Genomic DNA, 15694 nt, shown 5'->3' on the forward strand with positions numbered 1-15694 from the left:
CCGGCCCCGGTCGGGTGCTCGTCGCCGTGTACGCGATCTTCGCGCTGGCCGCGACGTCGCGAGCCGGGGTCCAGATCGGCACGAAGTTCCACGAGGCACCGCTGGCCTACCTGCTCTCGGCGTTCGCCGCGGTCGTCTACATCGTCGCGACGATCGCGCTGGCCAAGCGCGGCGACGCCTGGTGGCGCGTCGCGCTGGCCGCGTGCTCCATCGAGCTGCTCGGCGTGCTGACCATCGGCACGCTCAGCCTGGTCGACGCGGCCGCGTTCCGGCACCCGACCGTCTGGTCGGTCTACGGCGAGGGCTACCTGTTCATCCCGCTGGTGCTGCCGGTCGTCGGCCTGTACTGGCTGCGCCGCACCGCCCCGGCCAAAGTCACTGCCTGACGCCGCAGTCGAACAGCACGCCGGCGCCGGCGGCGTCCGGGCCGATCCGCGACGGCGGCACCGGACGGCAGTGCTTCGCCTCCCACCCGACCCGCCGGGTGAGCTCGCCCGCGTCCGTCGCGGCGGCCACGGCCGTCCGCTGCTTCGAGGCGCCGCGGCCGATGTCGACGAAGACCTGGGGCAGCAGCACGTACCGCAGCCGCCCGTCCGCCACCCACCGCGGCAGGTCGGCCGCCGACGGCGCCGGGTCGAAACCGAGGTAACCGCCGAGCGGCGCGACCCGGGCGTCGGTGTTCAGCAGGAACGGGTCCGCGCCGTACGTCCCGCCCTCGACGGCCAGGGTGATCTCCGCGGACGACGCCTGCGCGTACGCGAGCACCTCCCGCTGCCCCGGACTCAGCTGGTACGCGCTGTCGATGAACCGGACGTACCCGGCTTCCGCGCCTGAGCCGGTGTTGAGGCCGACGACCGTGTGCAACGCGGCCGTCGACGGCGGCCCGGCCCCCGGATCGGCGGTCTCCAGCACGCTGACCGGCCGCAGCGCGGTGTCGACGACAAAGGCGGCAGGACCGGCGACGATGGCCACCAGCCCGATCACCGCCGTGACGCGCGGAGCCCTCAGCAGCGCCGCGACGACGGCGAGCAGCGCCAGCGCGAGGACGGTGTACCGCAGCCACGGCAACCAGTCCGGCGTCCGGTCGAGGAGGACGTACGCGAGCACCGCCGTCCCCGCCACGGCAGCCGGCAGGAGCAACCGAGGAGACCAGCGATACGCCGTGACCAGCCCAGACGCGGCCAGCGCCGCAACAGCCGGAGCCAGCTCGGCGGTGTAGTACGCGTGGAAGATGCCGCCGGTGAACGAGAAGACCAGGGCGCCGACGACCAGCCAGCCACCCCACAACGCCCAGCCGGCCTTGACCTGCGGCGCGGCGCCCCGAGCACGGAACACAGCGACGACCAGGGACACCAGCGCGAGCGGCAGCAGCCACGCGATCTGGCCGCCGACCTCGGCGTCGAACAGCCGCAGCGGACCCGCGCCGCCGCCGAGCGCCGCGCCGACCGTGGCGCCGTAGCCGCCGCCGATCCCGGTCGACCCGCCGACCAGCCGCGTCACGCCGTTGTAGCCGAAGGCGAGCTGCCACACCGAGCCGTCCGTCGTGCTGCCGACGAACGGCTTCGCGCCCGGCCACAACGTCACGACGACGGGCCAGGCCAGCGACACGACGAGCGTCACCGCGCCGGCCACGCCCAGCCACACGAGCCGCCGGCCGCGCGCCGCGACGAAGTACGCCAGCGCGAGCCCCGGCAGCACGATCCACGCGGCGAGCATCTTCGTCATGAACCCCAAGCCGACGAACACCCCGGCCCACACCAGCCACCGCGGGTTCTCGAGCGCGCGGGTCACGCAGTAGGCGGCAAGCAGCAGCAGGAGCACCAGGAGCGTGTCCGGCAGGTTGTCGCGGGTGATCGCCGCGGTGATCGGCGTCAGCGCGAACAGCGCAGCGGCCAGCAGCGCCGTCCCGGGACCGGCCCAGCGGCGCACCACCCGGTGCAGCACGAACACCGCGGCCACGCCTTCGACGACCTGGACCAGCGCGATCGCCCACGGGTGGAAGCCGAACACGACGACGCCGAGCGTCTGGGTCCAGAACGCGAGTGGCGGCTTGTCGACCGTCACGACGCCCGCCGGGTCGAAGCCCGCGAAGAAGAACGCCGAGACGTCGTGGGACATCGAGTGCACCGCGGCGGCGTAGTACGGCTGGAGCGGCCTGCTCAGCGCCCAGCCCCACAACACCGCCGCGACCCCCAGCACCGTCCCCAGCGCGACCCGCTCGGCCTTCACGCCCATGTCTCCCCCTCCGGTCTCCCCTCGGAAACGCTAGGGCGACGCGGCGCCGGAGTCCTCAAGCTCCGGATTGAAGTGGGCGTCCACCCGTGGGTTGAGCGCGGAACAGTACGGGAACAGCACGTAGGCCATTCGGCGAAATAAATACGGAGGCGAGGCGGACTTTCGTCGGTTCCGGACATTCCCCGAAAACTCGGACACTCTTCTCGTTCGGTCCCCACCGGCTTTCCCGTGCGAGTTTCTCCGCACACAAAGGAGTGAGCGTGAAGTTCGGCAAGTTCGTGCTGCTGGCCGCGAGTACCGCGCTGGCCGTCGTCGGCCTCGGCGGCCCCGCGGCGGCCCAGACCACCCCGCAGGCACAGCCGTCGATCATCGGCGGCAGCACCGCCACGAGCGGTCCCTGGGCGGCCCGGCTGTTCGTCAACGGCCAGCAGAACTGCACCGCGACGATCATCGCGCCGCAGTACATCCTGACCGCGAAGCACTGCGTCAGCAGCTCCGGGACGTACACGTTCCGGATCGGCAGCCTCGACCAGTCCAGCGGCGGGACGATGGCCACCGGCTCCACCATCACGCGCTACCCGGGCAGCGCCGACCTGGCGATCGTCCGGCTCACGACCTCGGTGAACGCCACCTACTCGCCGCTCGGCAGCGTCGGTGACGTCTCGGTCGGCCAGAACGTCTCGGTCTACGGCTGGGGCGCGACCAGCCAGTGCGGCTCCGAGATCAACTGCCAGTCGCGGTACCTCAAGGTCGCGACGGTGCGCGTGAATTCGATCGGCTGCAGCGACTACACCGGCGGCGTCGCGGTGTGCGCCAACTGGGTCAACGGCATCACCGCCGGCGGCGATTCGGGCGGCCCGATGTTCGCTTCCGGCCGCCAGGTCGGCGTCGCGTCGACCAGTGACCGGTCGAACAACACGGCGTACACGAACATCACGCGTTATCGCAGCTGGATTTCGCAGGTCGCGGGCGTCTGATTTCCTGGGGAAAGGGCCCGGTTCGGCCGGGCCCTTTCCCGTCAGGACGTCGAAATGTCGTCGAGCTGTTCCGCGGCGGGCCGGACCGGGTAGAGATCGCCGCCCGGTTCGACGGGCACGCGCGGCAACGCCGTCCGCGCCGCTTTGTCGCCGGCGTCGGCCGCCGCGTGGAGGACGTCGAGCGCGGCGTACTGCCGGAAGTCCAGCTCGGGGTACGGCCACTGCCCGGTCGTCGCGGCCGGGATCAGGAAGTCGACGGCCTTGAAGAGCGTCGCGCCGCTGGGTGCGGTGTAGTGCCACAGGTCGACGCCGACGTGCTTGCCGATCTGGGCGAGGCGGGTCAGCGCGACGAGGTTGAAGTTGGAGTAGTGCCAGCTGCGTGTCCGGCTCGCTTCGGCGGGCTGGTAGCCGTCGGCGTTGATCTGCGCCGCGATGCGGTTCGGCCCGGCGTCCTGGGTGATCGTCTTCGCCAGGTCCCGCTGCCCGGTGCCGAGCGCGAGGGCGGCGGCCAGCATGTCGTAGAAACTGCCGTGGTTGTTCTGGGCCTTGGCCTCGTCGGTGCCGTTCTTGCTGGTGCGCAGCCAGGTCAGGAACTGCGTGTACCAGCCGGTCATGCCGGCCTGGTCGGTCGGCGTCCAGCCCGGGGCGCCGGTGGCGAGGATGGCGGTGGCGTCGACGACCTGGGTGAGCGTGTAGGAGAACTCGATGATGCCGATGCCGCGGCCGTCCACTTTGCACGGGATGCCCTGGGCGTAGTTCATGTTCGGGTTCATCTTCGTTGCCGCGTCGAGGAACCACGTGCGCAGGTCGAGGGCCGCGCGCTGGGCGTAGCGCGCGTCGCCGGTGTAGTACCAGGCGAGGGCGAGCCGGTAGATCGCGGCGAAGGCGTCGCCGCGGTAGGCGTGGTCGGTGATCTCGTCGACGATCGGGTTGCGCTGGCCGTCCTTCTGCACGAACGGGCAGCCCCAGGGGTTCTCGGCGGTCGGCTCGGTGGTGGGCCACCAGTAAGGCGCGAGGCTGAGGTAGTCGTGCTTGTCGCCGCTGGGCGGGACCTGCTTTTTGGTGGTGACGCTCCAGGGCCCGGTGGTGAGGTCGGTCTTGGCCTGCGTGAGCAGGTTGCCGAGGGCGGTCTTGGCCGTGCGTTCCCCGACGAGGGCGGCGAACTTGGTGCGCAGCAGCTGGTTGCCGTCGAGAACGACGGTTTGCGGCGCGCAGATCGCCCCGATGACCGGGACGGTGCAGCCGTGCGACGTCGCCGTCGCCTCGGCGGGTGTCGTCGTCGCGGCGACGATGCCCGCCACGGCGAGCGCGGCCACGACGGTGTGGCGGAGAACCATGTCCGCTCCATTCACAAATATGAACATCAGACCTGTGAGTGAATGGAGAGTACGCATGTGAACTCCGCCGAGGCAATGCCTCAGAGGGTCAGTCGCGTAGGCGGAAGAAGGCTTCGAGCTTCGCGGCGCCGAGGTTCGCCCAGGTGTCGGCGGTGACGAGCACGGCCGCGGCGCAGGTGGGGAACTTGGCTTGGACCAACCGGGTGTCGTCGCCGTAGCCGGCGAGGTCCAGGGTCAGCTCGCTGACGCCGGGCTCGTGCCCGACGAGGGCGAGGGTGGTGACGCTCTCGGGGACCCGGCGCGCGGCTTCGAGGAACTCTTCGGGACCGGCGCCGTAGAGGTCTTCGTCGTACTCGACCGGCGGCTTCTGCGGGAGCACTTCGCTGATCCGCGCCCAGGTTTCCCTGGTGCGGCGGGCGCTCGAGCAGAGGACGTGCTCGGGGACGAAGCCGTTTTCGACGAGCCAGCGGCCGAGCTTGGGCGCGTCGCGGATCCCGCGTGGGGCCAGCGGACGTTCGTGGTCGGGGAGGTCGTCCGACCAGTCGGATTTGGCGTGCCGGAGGACGATCAGCCGCTTGGTCGCGTCCATGTTCACCGCCTGTCGCCCGAGTCGGCGCCGCCACGACCGTCTGCGCGAACCTGTCCCAGTCGCTGGCCACGCCGCTCACCACGATGTCACTGTTTGCAGCGGACAGTACACTCATAGCCATGAAAGGGGGAGGTGCGGAAGCCGTTCTGGCCAGCTGCGCACGGGAGGTGGCGTCTGGTCGGTGGGGTCTTCACGAGTTCGATCCGGTGTTCGCTCGGGCGACGGTCTACGGGCGACGACCTGCTCGCCCCGGTGTCGAGACAGTCGACGTCGTCGGCCGTGGCCGGTGGACGTTCGTGTTCTCCACGCCGCAGCGGCTCGCCGCGCACTTCGGAGATTGCGACGTCTATGCGACCACTGGCGCCGATCTTCTCGAACTGCTGCCGATGGGTATCGGCGTGATGCTGGATCCGGATGACGAACATCGGCTCCCGATCCTGAACCGGATGGTGCCACCGCGGGCGCTCACCGCGATACGGCGCCGAGCCGAGCAGAAAAGCACCAGGCACACGACCGAGGTCGACGTCGAGCGCGAGGGAGACGCCGAGTGAGTGTGGAGGGGCCAGGGTTCCACGTCGATGTCGACGTACTGGACAACGCGGGCAAGGGAATCACCCAGAGCGTCCACGACCAGGAGACGTTCGAGCTGCGCGGCTTGTGCGGCGACGCCGAACTCTACGGCCATGCCGGGGTCCACAACGCGCTGGCGGACTACTGCGCGCGATGGAGCGCTGGGCTGGACACGCTGACCGAGGATGCCGGCGTGATCGGCGATTGCCTCACGCATGCCGCTGACGCCTACCGGGGAATCGACGAGGCGGCCGCACGACAGCTGCCCGCGGATCCCGGCACCGCGGCGATCGGTGACTGATGGCCGAACTCGGTGAGACCTCTGATCCGCGCGCCCTCGTCCCCGGCGACCCGGCCGCGATCGAGGAGAACGCCCGGGTGCTGCACGCCCGGTCCCGGGGAACCGGACAGGCCGCGGACAGCCTCCGCCGAATCGACACCGGCTCATGGTCCGGTCCGGCCGCGGCCAGGTTCCACGACAAGTTCAGCTACGAACCGGCCAAGTGGCTGGCCGCCTCCGACTCCTTCGACGCGGTCGCCGAAGCGCTCGACGGGTACGCGCGGACACTGCGCTGGGCACAAGGCCAGGCCGGCGACGCCATCCAGCTGTGGAACCGAGGCCAGGCCGCGACGGCGGACGCGAAGGCCCGCTATGACCGCGACGTCACCCAGAACCGGCAGCACGCCGCCAACGGTGACCCCACCAGGACCGTCGAGCCGTTCTCCGATCCCGGCGAGGCCGACCGGCAAGCGGCGCGCGACACACTCAGCCGCGCCCGCCAGCAACTCACCGAAGCCGGGGACCGGACCGCCGAAACCATCTCCGACGAGGCCGGCGGCGCGCCCACGGCCTCAGACTGGCTCGACGACGTCGGCGGCTTCTTCGCCGACTTCGGCGAAGGCGCCTGGAACGCGTTCAAGGGGGTTCGGCGAAGGCGTGTGGAACCTCGTCTACGCCATCGGCGACCCCGGCAACCCCGATTACGAGGGCCTGACCGACATCGCCTCGGCCGCGTGGCACAACGTCACCCACCCCGTGGACTTCGGCAAGAACCTCATCGCCTGGGACGACTGGGCAGATCATCCGGGCCGGGCCACCGGCCAAATCGTGGGCGGCCTGCTGATCGGCGGCGCGGCCGGCAAGCTGCTCAAAGGCACCCGCGCAGGAGAAAAACCCGACCCGGCCGCGCCGAAACCACCGCCCGTCAAGGCGGCCCTGCACGAGTACTTCGACCAGGGCACACCACCAAAGGCATCCGATCTGGCCCGCTACGCGGAGTCCAAAGGCTGGACGAAACAGCAGAGCCCGAACGGCCCGCCGAAGTACGTCGACGACAACGGCATCATCCGGATGACCCTCAAGGAAGGCAGCGGCCGCGCTCCCGGCAGCGAGAATCCCCACGTCGAACTCCGCAACGAAGACGGTGTCCGCATCGATCCGCAAGGCAACCCGGTCACCAGGAGAAGCCTGGGAAACCACACACCGATCACCTGGGACCACTGAGCGCATGACGAACTACACCGACTTCCCCGACCTCGCCCACATCTACCTCGAAGACAGCTTCGTCCTCGCCATCGACGAGAAACCCACCTCGCTGACCTTCCGGCTCGAGGCCGTACTGACCTCGTCACACCCGCGCTATCACCAGCCGCGACCGGGCGAAGCACACTGCTACGCCGACGCCGTGCTGACCATCGCCGACGCCACCAAGATCGAATGGGTCACACGGTCGTCCCGGACCTACCGCGACGCCACCGGAGAAGAAGACCTCGGCAACATCGACAGCCTCCAGCGTCACGACAACCACTACGAAATCACCGGCGACTGGGGCCACGTCCGGATCTACTCGAGCGCGGCGCCGCGCTTCACCCTTACCTCGGAAGCCCCGAACCCATCGAACCCGGACGGCAACACGACCGCTTGATCGAGCCACCGGCTCGTCAGCAGGTTTTGCGTGTTCGCTTGGCAGTGCGACCGGTACAGAGTGAACACCGCACGCAGCGCCGACCGCGCGGCTCCAGGTCAGCCTCCGGGAAGGTACCCGCCGGAAGGAGTACGCGCTCAAGCCGCGGCTGCTTGGGATGGTGGAGATCGCGCGCAAGACCTGCGCACCGCGGAAAGGGTCAGCACCCTGCCGGGAACGCTCGATAACTGGGGCTTGCCCTTCCTGTCAGCGACTTCCTCGCCAATCTCGACACCCGCGCGGCCAACAGCCTCGCCTCGTTCGGCAACGCCATGCTCAACACCCGATCGGCACCGTCGCCGCGGTCGTCGCATGGTGCCGATCGCGATCAGCTCGGCAGGCGAAAGGCGCAGGGCCCCTCGACGTCGTGTTTGGAGCGGCATCGCCGTCGGCGGAACGATGGCCATCGGAAACGTCTCGACTACAGTGGGTATTGGGTGCCACGCGGATAGCAGTCTCACGCATGCGACCACGACAGCTGGCACGAGGAGCCATGGGGACCAGACCTGATGTCGACGAATCGCTCACCCTCGAGCAAATCGAAGATCGCCGCTTGGGCAATCCATCAGCCGACGCGACCCAGCTGATCAAAACAGCCCACGAACTGCGCCACAAGCCAGTCGGCGCCATGGACACCGAGGACCTCCGCCTCCTGCTGCTCCAGCAGGAGAGCGTCGAGGTGCTGGTCCCCATCGCACTGACCCACCTCGAGCAGAACCACTTCTCCCCCGGCGACCTGCTCACAGCCGCGTTGAAGATCCCGCAGGAGTACTGGCAGCAGCACCCCACCAACGCCATCGTGTTTCAGCCGTGATCACATCAGTCGAGGCCCTTGCCAACCTCGACGATCACGACGCGCCACACGACACCGTCTGGCAACAGATCGACGTGTTCCGCGGCTGACCATCCACAACCAGGACAGCCACGGTCATCCGATCTGCGGTCGCCAACTGTATGAGCCGCTCTCGCTACCGCTGCGATGGTCGGCCGGAACTTACGTGTGCCTGCACGTCACCTGTCCGTTCGCCATCACCCTCAGGCCACCGCCGGCAAGCTCGAGTCTCATCGAGAATGCCGAAACACCTTTCGCGGTATGGCACCCAGGCTGCTCACACATTCTTCTGCTGATCGATCGCGGCTTCGTAGAAGGCGTCCGCGAGCGCCACGATCACAGCACTGATGCCAGGCCCGTCACTGAAGAAGTAGTCGGCCATGGTGTTGTGGGCCTCCTGGTTCTCGACGACCGCCTCGGTGACAGCGGCCTGGAAGTCCGGTGACTCCATGAATTGCTTCTTGGAATTCACCTTGGTCTGGTTGACCAGGTCCGGGTGGGCGAGCAGCCGCTGTACCAGTCCCTGCACGAACGCACAGACTTGGGACTCGGCGAACGACTCGGCGCCGAAGAGGTCGTTCATTTTGTCGATCACGACCTGGAGCGCGACGTATTTCGGCTCCTTTCGGGTGCCGGTACCCGCGGCACCTATGCCCTTGAGCTGCCCGTCACCGGTCAGTGAGATGTCGACCGCGGTCCCCTTGCTGTGCTTGACGCCGACCAGGACCACGTCGGACAGGTCGACCTCCGCGGCCCAGGACGAGTCTGCGATGACCCTCTCTAGGAGGCGTAAGAAGATCGACAACATCTCCAGGTACGCATCGCCATAGTCGACAATCTGGCTCATGAAGTCGTAGAGCCGGACGAGAGTGGAGACGTCCTTGCGGAACAGGTCGAGGGTGTTGAGGGTGACCTTGTCGTCGGCTTCGATCGCGGCCGCGTAGCGGCGAGCGAACTCGTTCTTGGCTGGGCTGATCGCCGCCGAGAGCGCGTTGTTGCCTTTCCGGGTGACCCACAGTTCGGCGACCTCGCGCACCTGCTCTGGCGTGTAGATCCCAGCCTGGTCGAGCTTGGTGGCGAGGTGGAAGACGACGTACGGGTTGGTCTCGGTCTCCAGGGTGGCGTTGGTGAAGTAGGGCTCGAACGCAGCCCGGATGTCCTCGGGCTTGTTCACGAAGTCGAGGACGAACGTCTTGCGCTTCTGTTCTCCGCCAGCAGTGCGATGGGTGCGGTTCAGCCGCGAAAGCGTCTGGACGGCAGTGACCCCGGATAGCTTCTTGTCGACATACATCGCCGAGAGCAGCGGCTGGTCGAACCCGGTCTGGAACTTGTTGGCGACCAGCATGATCTTGTAGGTCGCGCCCTTGAAGGCAGCGGCCAGATCCGAGCCGGCGCCGGGGTTCAGGTTGGCTTCGGTGAACTCATCGTCCTTGGTCGGCTGTGGCCCCCAGTCCGCAGCCCACTGCTCATCCTCGGCCATCGTCACCGAGCCTGAGAACGCAACCAGGGTGCGGTAGTTATACGAGGCGTCCTGGACAGCCCGCTTGGCGATGTAGGCATCGATCGCCTTCTTGTACTTCACTGCGGACTTACGAGAGTCGGTCACGACCATCGCCTTCGCCTTGCCCTCCAGCAGGTGGGCGACGTTGACGTGGAAGTGCTCGACGATGATCTGCACTTTCTGGCTGATGTTGGTCGGGTGCAGCTTCACCCACCGCATCAGGCCCTTACGGGCCGCGGCCTCGTCCACTACTACGTCGCCGTCGCCGGTCTCCGCTTGACCGGCAATCTTCAGCGCGGTGTCGTAGGACTGATAGCCCCTGAGCACGTCGAGGATGTAGCCCTCCTCGATCGCCTGCCGCATCGAGTACAGGTGGAACTCGAAGGGTTTGCCGTCCGGGCCTTTGCGACCGAAGAGTTCCAAGGTCTTGTTCTTCGGCGTCGCGGTGAATGCGAAGTAGGAGATGTTCTTCGACTCAGCCCGCTCGGTCATCTCCGAGGCCAGGATCGACTCGACGTCGACGGAGCCGCCCTCTTCGATCTCCTTGACTTCCTCAGCGGTCAGCACTGCCTTGAGTTTGGAGGAGATCTGTCCGGACTGCGAGGAGTGCGCCTCGTCGGCGACTACCGCGAACCGCTTGCCCTTCAGACCCTTCTCGGCCCGAATCTCGTCGAGTGCGAACGGGAAGGTCTGCACCGTCACCGCGATGATCAGCTCCCCGTTCTTCAACGCGGTCGCCAGCAGCCCCGACTTCGACTTGGCCCCCGCCTTGCGCACGTCCTCTGGACTGATCGTCGCTACGATCTTCCCCGAGCCGTCGATCTGCCGGATCGCCTCCTGGAGCTGCCCGTCGAGCACGGTGCGGTCCACGACCACGATCACCGAGTCGAAGACCTTCTCGTTGTTCACGTGCAGGCGCGCCAGCCGGTGTGCGGTCCAAGCGATGGTGTTCGTCTTGCCCGAGCCTGCGGAGTGCTCGATCAAGTAACGATGCCCCACTCCCTCCTGGATCACCGCGGCCACGATTTTCGTTACGGCTTCCCATTGGTGGTATCGCGGGAAAAGCATGCTCGTGCGGCGCACGGACGTCCCGGTCGCGACGTCCCATTCCTCCTTGGTCTCCACGATCATCAGCCGGCCGATGATGTTGAGCCAGGCGTGCTTCTCCCAGACTCGCTCCCACAGGTACGCGGTTGCCGACCGCCCATCCCCGCCCGGAGGGTTCCCGGCACCACCGTCGTGGCCCATGTTGAACGGCAGGAAGTGCGTCTTCTCGCCCTCCAGCTTGGTCGTCATCGCGGCCAGATCGTTGGAGACCGCGAAGTGGACCAGCGCCCTGCGCCCGAACGACAGCAGCGGCTCCGGCCGCCCGTTTGTCAGCGGGTGCCGGTGCTTGCGGTACTGGTTGATCGCCTCATCGACCGACTGGGTGAAGTCGGTCTTCAGCTCGACGGTGGCGACAGGGAGCCCGTTGACGAAGAAGACCAAGTCGATGCTGCGCTGGTCGGCGGTAGAGAAGTACACCTGCCGCATCACCCGCAACCGCATCGCCGCGTACTGCTTGTTGGTGGTCGCGTTCAGGCTGGTCTCGGGGCGGAACTGCGCCATCTTCAACCGGCCGCCGCCGATGTACTGCACCCCGTTGCGCAGGATGTTCAGCGACCCGCCACCATGTTCGAGAGGCTTGTCGAGCGCTGTGGTCAGCACGTCGAGGAACTTCGCCTCAGACCCTGCCGCTTTCAGCGCCTTTTCGTATGGTGCCGGCTGGGTCCCTTTCAGCCAGGCGAACAGGTCATCGGGGAAGAGTGCCCGCTCCCGGTCGTAGCCGGTGTCGTCCTCCGAGTACAGCCACCCATGGTCAGCCAGGTAGTCGCAGATCTCGGTCTCGAAGACGACCTCGTTGTGAACGGCCATCAGGCCATCTCCCGTACGTCGATCTGCCCCGTCACCGCCGCCGTGATCAACGCCGCCCGCCGTTCCTTCGAGAGCTCAATGAACTGCACAGTCTCGGCTACCAGTGTGTCGATCTTCGTGGTCTCCTCGTCAAGGTATGCCGCAATTGCCCGCTGCTCTTGGAATGGCGGGAGATGAAGTTCGATCTCCCTCAGCTTCTCGCCGGTGAGGTGAACGAATGAAACCGACCCGTAATGATTGACATAGTAGGCGGACTCGTAGAGGCGGAGCATCGACCAGTACACGAACCGAGCATTCGTCTGTGGCCCGACCCGGAGGCGATTGACGGTCTTCTGGAAGGCGATCCCCGGCGCCGACTCGAACATGAACCCTGGACGGCCGACGGTAGCGCCGCCCTCGATTAAGAGGACGTCGCCGGCGCGGAGGTCGAACATTTCCATCTCTGCATCAGAGAACGGCATCTCGTTGAGGCTTAGGAGGTTCACAGAACCATCGGCGCGAATATCTGCTGCCCGCACATACGGCCTCGGCCGCTCTCCGGCGCGGACCGAACGGCCGGCGTCGAGCATTTTCCCCAGACTGGTCTCACCGATGTGCTTGACGCGGCGACGCACCCATGAATTGGTCGGCGCCAAGGCGGACGAGATGACGGCTGCCCGCCGTTCGCGGAGCATCTCGATCAGGCGCTGCTGCTCCTCGATGAGCGTGTCGACGCGGGCGGTCTCGCGGTCGAGGTAGTCGGCAATGGCGCGCTGCTCGTCGAGAGGTGGGACCACGATCTGAAGGGCTGCAGCATCCTTCTGATATATCGTCTGATGGGTCGAACCCATGTTGAGTGATTTGAACTCTGCGGCCATCGACTTGAACTGGTAGTTCAGATACTCGGGAAGCAGAGTCGGACCGCACACCCAGTTCCAGAAGTCCTGACTGGTCGCCATAGGCCTCGGCATGATGCCGGAAAATCCCACAGAAGCTGTCCGCGAAAGGACCACGGTTCCAGCGGGAAGCAGTTCGGCAGCAGAGTTCGCGAGACCTAGCTCATTGATCTTATTCTCGGTCTCGCCCAAGTAGGTCTGCCGGCCATCCCGCAGTTGCCACACATCGGCGAGTGTAAACCATGGGATCTCCGCGCTCTCCCAATATTCCGGGACCGAACGGCTCGGCGTATGACCGGTCTTCATTTGAGCGAATCGACGAATATTGCCGCTTTGCCAATGACTGGGAATCGCCGCTGCGGAAGTCATCCTTCGACCTCCCGGAGGAGGTCAAGGATTTTGGCAACCTGCTTCTCCAGGTCGGCGTCAATCTCGGCGAGGGGACGCGGCGGGACGTACTTGTAGAAGTGGCGGATGAAGGGGATCTCGTAGCCGGTCTTGACCTTGGCCCAGTCGATCCAGGCATCGGGTACGTGCGGCTTGACCTCGGCGTCGAAGTACGCCTGGATGACGTCAGCCTTGCCGGCCACACCGGCGGTCGAGCCTCCGTAGGTGAACGGGACGTTCTCGGTGTCGCGCTTCTTCGAGTCCGGCTTGGGCTTGCCCTTGCGGTCCACGACTAGCTTCCCGTCCTCGTCCACCAGCGGGCGCTCGACAGTGATGGTCCAGTAGCCGAACTCGTCGTTGCGCAGCACCTTGGAATAGTCGGGATCAGCATCGAGGAATTCATCGTACAACTTCACCACCTTGGCTCGGTCCGCCTCGCTGAGCTCACGGTTCTTGGCACCGAGATTCTTGCGCATCTTGGTCCAGAACGACGTCCCGTCGATGAGCTGAACCAGGCCCTTGCGGTCGGGGTGCTTGGTGTTGTCGAGGATCCAGATGTAGGTCGCGATACCGGTGTTGAAAAACATATTCGTCGGCAGCGCGACAATGGCGTCGACCAGGTCGTTCTCCAACAGCCACTTGCGGACGTTGGAGGGGCCGGACTCGGCGGCGCCGTTGAAGAGCGGCGAGCCGTTCATCACGATACCGGCGCGGCCGCCGCCGTCCTGCGGGACGCGCATCTTGTGGACGAGGTGGAGCAGGAACAGCATCTGCCCGTCCGAGGTCGACGGGAGGCCCGGGGCGAACCGGCCGTAGGGCCCGGCGGAGTCGCGTTCGGCCGTGACGGCCTTGGCGTACTGCTTCCAGTCGACGCCGTACGGCGGATTGGACATGCAGAAGTCGAACTGGCGACCCTTGAACGCGTCATCGGTCAGCGTGTTACCGAAGGCGATGTTGGATGCGTCATGACCCTTGGCCAGCAGGTCGGACTTGCAGATCGCGTACGACTGCGGGTTGTACTCCTGGCCGAACAAGCTCAGCTTCGCGTCGGGATTCTGCAGGAGCAGGTGTTCCTCGGCCAAGGCGAGCATGCCGCCGGTGCCGGCCGTGGGGTCGTACAGTGTACGAATGATGCCGGCCTCGTGGAGATCTACGTCCTTCTCGGCGAAGAGCAGGTCGACCAGCAGCCGGATCGCGTCCCGCGGGGTGTAGTGGTCGCCGGAGGTCTCGTTCGCGGCCTCGTTGAACTTGCGGATGATGTACTCGAACGCATCACCCATGTCGGCGTTGGAAACGACGTTCGGATGCAGGTCGACGGCCTTGAAGGACGTGATGACTTCGCGCAGGAGTTCCGCCTTCTCGAGGGCGAGAATCTCCTTCTTGAAGTCAAAGTACTCGAACACGTCGACATCGGATGAGAACCGGTCGATGTAGTCGACGAGGTTGTCCGCCAGCCCGTCAGCGTCTTCGAGGAGGTTGGCGAACGAGTAGTTCGAGGTGTTGAAGAACGGTCGACCAGTCGCCTTCTTGACCTCGACCCTGAGCCGATTCGGGTTGTCGTACTTCGCCGCCAGCTCGCGCACTATCTCACGGTCGGGTTCGAGGATGCAGTCGAGGCGACGCAGGATCGTGAGCGGGAGAATCACGTTGCCGTACTGGTTGGGGCGGTAGGGGCCCCGAAGCTGGTCGGCGATCGACCAGATGAAACTACCGAGCGTGCTCACGCGGCTCCTAACGACGTTCCCTCGACGATGAATGGTGGACGTCCAGCTTGAAGACGTGCGCACCGTCCGACCAGGCGGCGCACAGTCTGCGACAGCTGGCGCGTCACAGGAACATCATGACGCATAGCTAGTCCTCCGGCCGCCGCCACCGCACCGCCTCCGTCGGAACGACGAACCGACGGTCGAGTCGACCCTAACCGGGGACAAGTGGAGCCCGGTCCGCGCATGAATCTCGGCGTCTCGGCGCGCGGTAGTCAACCTGGTTGTCTTCGTTGGCTCGTGTTCGGCCACCCCGCAGCCTGCCAGGCATGGGCAGGGCATGCGGCAGGCATCGGCCCGATCAACTCGTTGATGGAACGAAGTTCGTAGCACTGCATCAGGGACAGAAGCTTGCTGTGTCGCAGCGCAGCGGAATGACCGGGATCCCGCTGCGGATCACCGCGAGCAGCCCCTGGAGTATGCGATTCGCCAAAGGGGGCGCCAGCATGCTCGATGATCACGGCGCTCGGTACCGAGACCTGGGCGAACTCGGTGAGCAGCAGCCGGAGGCCGAGCCGTGTACCACCAGTTGGCCAGAGCCAGTGGCGCGATGGCTCCCAGATCGCTGCCGAGTTCCGCAGAACCCGCCTGGAGGCCATTCAGGTCCGCTTCCGCGACGTCGCCGGCATCCGGCATGATCACCGGCAGCAACAGGTCCCGCTGCCACGAAATGCAGTTGGAGTCGAATGGACGGGCCGCGGGCAACCGGTTCCGTCCCTTATAACGCGGACGATCCGGCAACCATCAAAC

13 protein-coding genes and 1 pseudogene are annotated in these 15694 nt (G+C 66.4%); 8 read left to right on the plus strand and 6 right to left on the minus strand.

Annotated elements, in window-relative coordinates; genetic code table 11:
• Positions 1–14 precede the first annotated feature (14 nt).
• On the plus strand, positions 15–386 hold the full coding sequence (locus tag AB0J40_RS37255) for a hypothetical protein (protein ID WP_364463428.1): 372 nt from the start codon (positions 15–17) through the stop codon (positions 384–386).
• On the opposite strand, the gene AB0J40_RS37260 is transcribed toward AB0J40_RS37255, so the two are convergent.
• Positions 376–2235, minus strand: a complete 1860-nt coding sequence (locus AB0J40_RS37260; protein WP_364463082.1) for a glycosyltransferase family 39 protein — start codon at positions 2233–2235, stop codon at positions 376–378. The genes AB0J40_RS37255 and AB0J40_RS37260 overlap by 11 nt on opposite strands.
• 260 nt (positions 2236–2495) lie before the next feature.
• On the opposite strand from AB0J40_RS37260, the gene AB0J40_RS37265 reads away from it, so the two are divergent.
• A complete protein-coding gene (locus tag AB0J40_RS37265) occupies positions 2496–3212 on the plus strand; it encodes a trypsin-like serine protease (protein WP_364463085.1) in 717 nt (238 codons plus the stop codon).
• 41 nt (positions 3213–3253) lie between these two features.
• Here the strand turns inward: AB0J40_RS37265 and AB0J40_RS37270 are convergent, their stop codons facing one another.
• Both AB0J40_RS37270 and AB0J40_RS37275 read right to left on the minus strand, forming a co-directional pair.
• Complete coding sequence (locus AB0J40_RS37270; protein WP_364463087.1) at positions 3254–4549, minus strand: alginate lyase family protein; 1296 nt, start codon at positions 4547–4549, stop codon at positions 3254–3256.
• Positions 4550–4637: 88 nt separating this feature from the next.
• Positions 4638–5138 carry a histidine phosphatase family protein gene (locus AB0J40_RS37275; protein ID WP_364463090.1) on the minus strand — a complete coding sequence of 167 codons (501 nt, stop codon included), beginning with the start codon at positions 5136–5138 and terminating at the stop codon, positions 4638–4640.
• A gap of 119 nt (positions 5139–5257) precedes the next feature.
• Between AB0J40_RS37275 and AB0J40_RS37280 the strand changes: the two genes are divergently transcribed.
• The 6 genes and pseudogenes from AB0J40_RS37280 (at position 5258) to AB0J40_RS37305 (ending at position 8486) form a co-directional block, all read left to right on the plus strand.
• On the plus strand, positions 5258–5689 hold the full coding sequence (locus AB0J40_RS37280; protein ID WP_364463092.1) for a hypothetical protein: 432 nt from the start codon (positions 5258–5260) through the stop codon (positions 5687–5689).
• On the plus strand, positions 5686–6009 hold the full coding sequence (locus AB0J40_RS37285) for a hypothetical protein (RefSeq protein WP_364463095.1): 324 nt from the start codon (positions 5686–5688) through the stop codon (positions 6007–6009). Before AB0J40_RS37280 ends, AB0J40_RS37285 begins: the two co-directional genes overlap by 4 nt.
• Positions 6009–6545 (plus strand): annotated as a pseudogene (locus tag AB0J40_RS37290) (putative T7SS-secreted protein); the annotation flags it as partial. The gene AB0J40_RS37285 and the pseudogene AB0J40_RS37290, both read left to right, overlap by 1 nt.
• Positions 6546–6645: 100 nt before the next feature.
• On the plus strand, positions 6646–7212 hold the full coding sequence (locus tag AB0J40_RS37295) for a hypothetical protein (protein WP_364463454.1): 567 nt from the start codon (positions 6646–6648) through the stop codon (positions 7210–7212).
• A 4-nt stretch (positions 7213–7216) separates the two neighbouring features.
• The gene (locus AB0J40_RS37300; protein ID WP_364463098.1) at positions 7217–7633 is read left to right on the plus strand and encodes a hypothetical protein; all 417 of its coding nucleotides are present in this window, start codon (positions 7217–7219) and stop codon (positions 7631–7633) included.
• 592 nt (positions 7634–8225) lie between these two features.
• Positions 8226–8486, plus strand: coding sequence for a contact-dependent growth inhibition system immunity protein (locus AB0J40_RS37305; protein ID WP_364463101.1), 261 nt, complete (start codon positions 8226–8228; stop codon positions 8484–8486).
• A 295-nt stretch (positions 8487–8781) separates the two neighbouring features.
• Here the strand turns inward: AB0J40_RS37305 and AB0J40_RS37310 are convergent, their stop codons facing one another.
• From AB0J40_RS37310 to AB0J40_RS37320, 3 genes are read right to left on the minus strand one after another with little or no spacing between them, the layout of a single operon-like run.
• Entirely contained in the window at positions 8782–11919 is a 3138-nt protein-coding gene (locus AB0J40_RS37310) for a DEAD/DEAH box helicase family protein (RefSeq protein ID WP_364463104.1), read from the minus strand.
• Positions 11919–13163: a restriction endonuclease subunit S gene (locus tag AB0J40_RS37315; protein ID WP_364463107.1), complete on the minus strand. Its 1245-nt coding sequence runs from the start codon at positions 13161–13163 to the stop codon at positions 11919–11921. The genes AB0J40_RS37310 and AB0J40_RS37315 overlap by 1 nt, the downstream gene beginning before the upstream one ends.
• Entirely contained in the window at positions 13160–14905 is a 1746-nt protein-coding gene (locus AB0J40_RS37320) for a class I SAM-dependent DNA methyltransferase (protein ID WP_364463110.1), read from the minus strand. The genes AB0J40_RS37315 and AB0J40_RS37320 overlap by 4 nt, the downstream gene beginning before the upstream one ends.
• Between the last annotated feature and the right edge of the window lie 789 nt (positions 14906–15694).

The sequence above is a fragment of the Amycolatopsis sp. NPDC049691 genome (genome assembly GCF_040675005.1).
Classification (GTDB): domain Bacteria; phylum Actinomycetota; class Actinomycetes; order Mycobacteriales; family Pseudonocardiaceae; genus Amycolatopsis.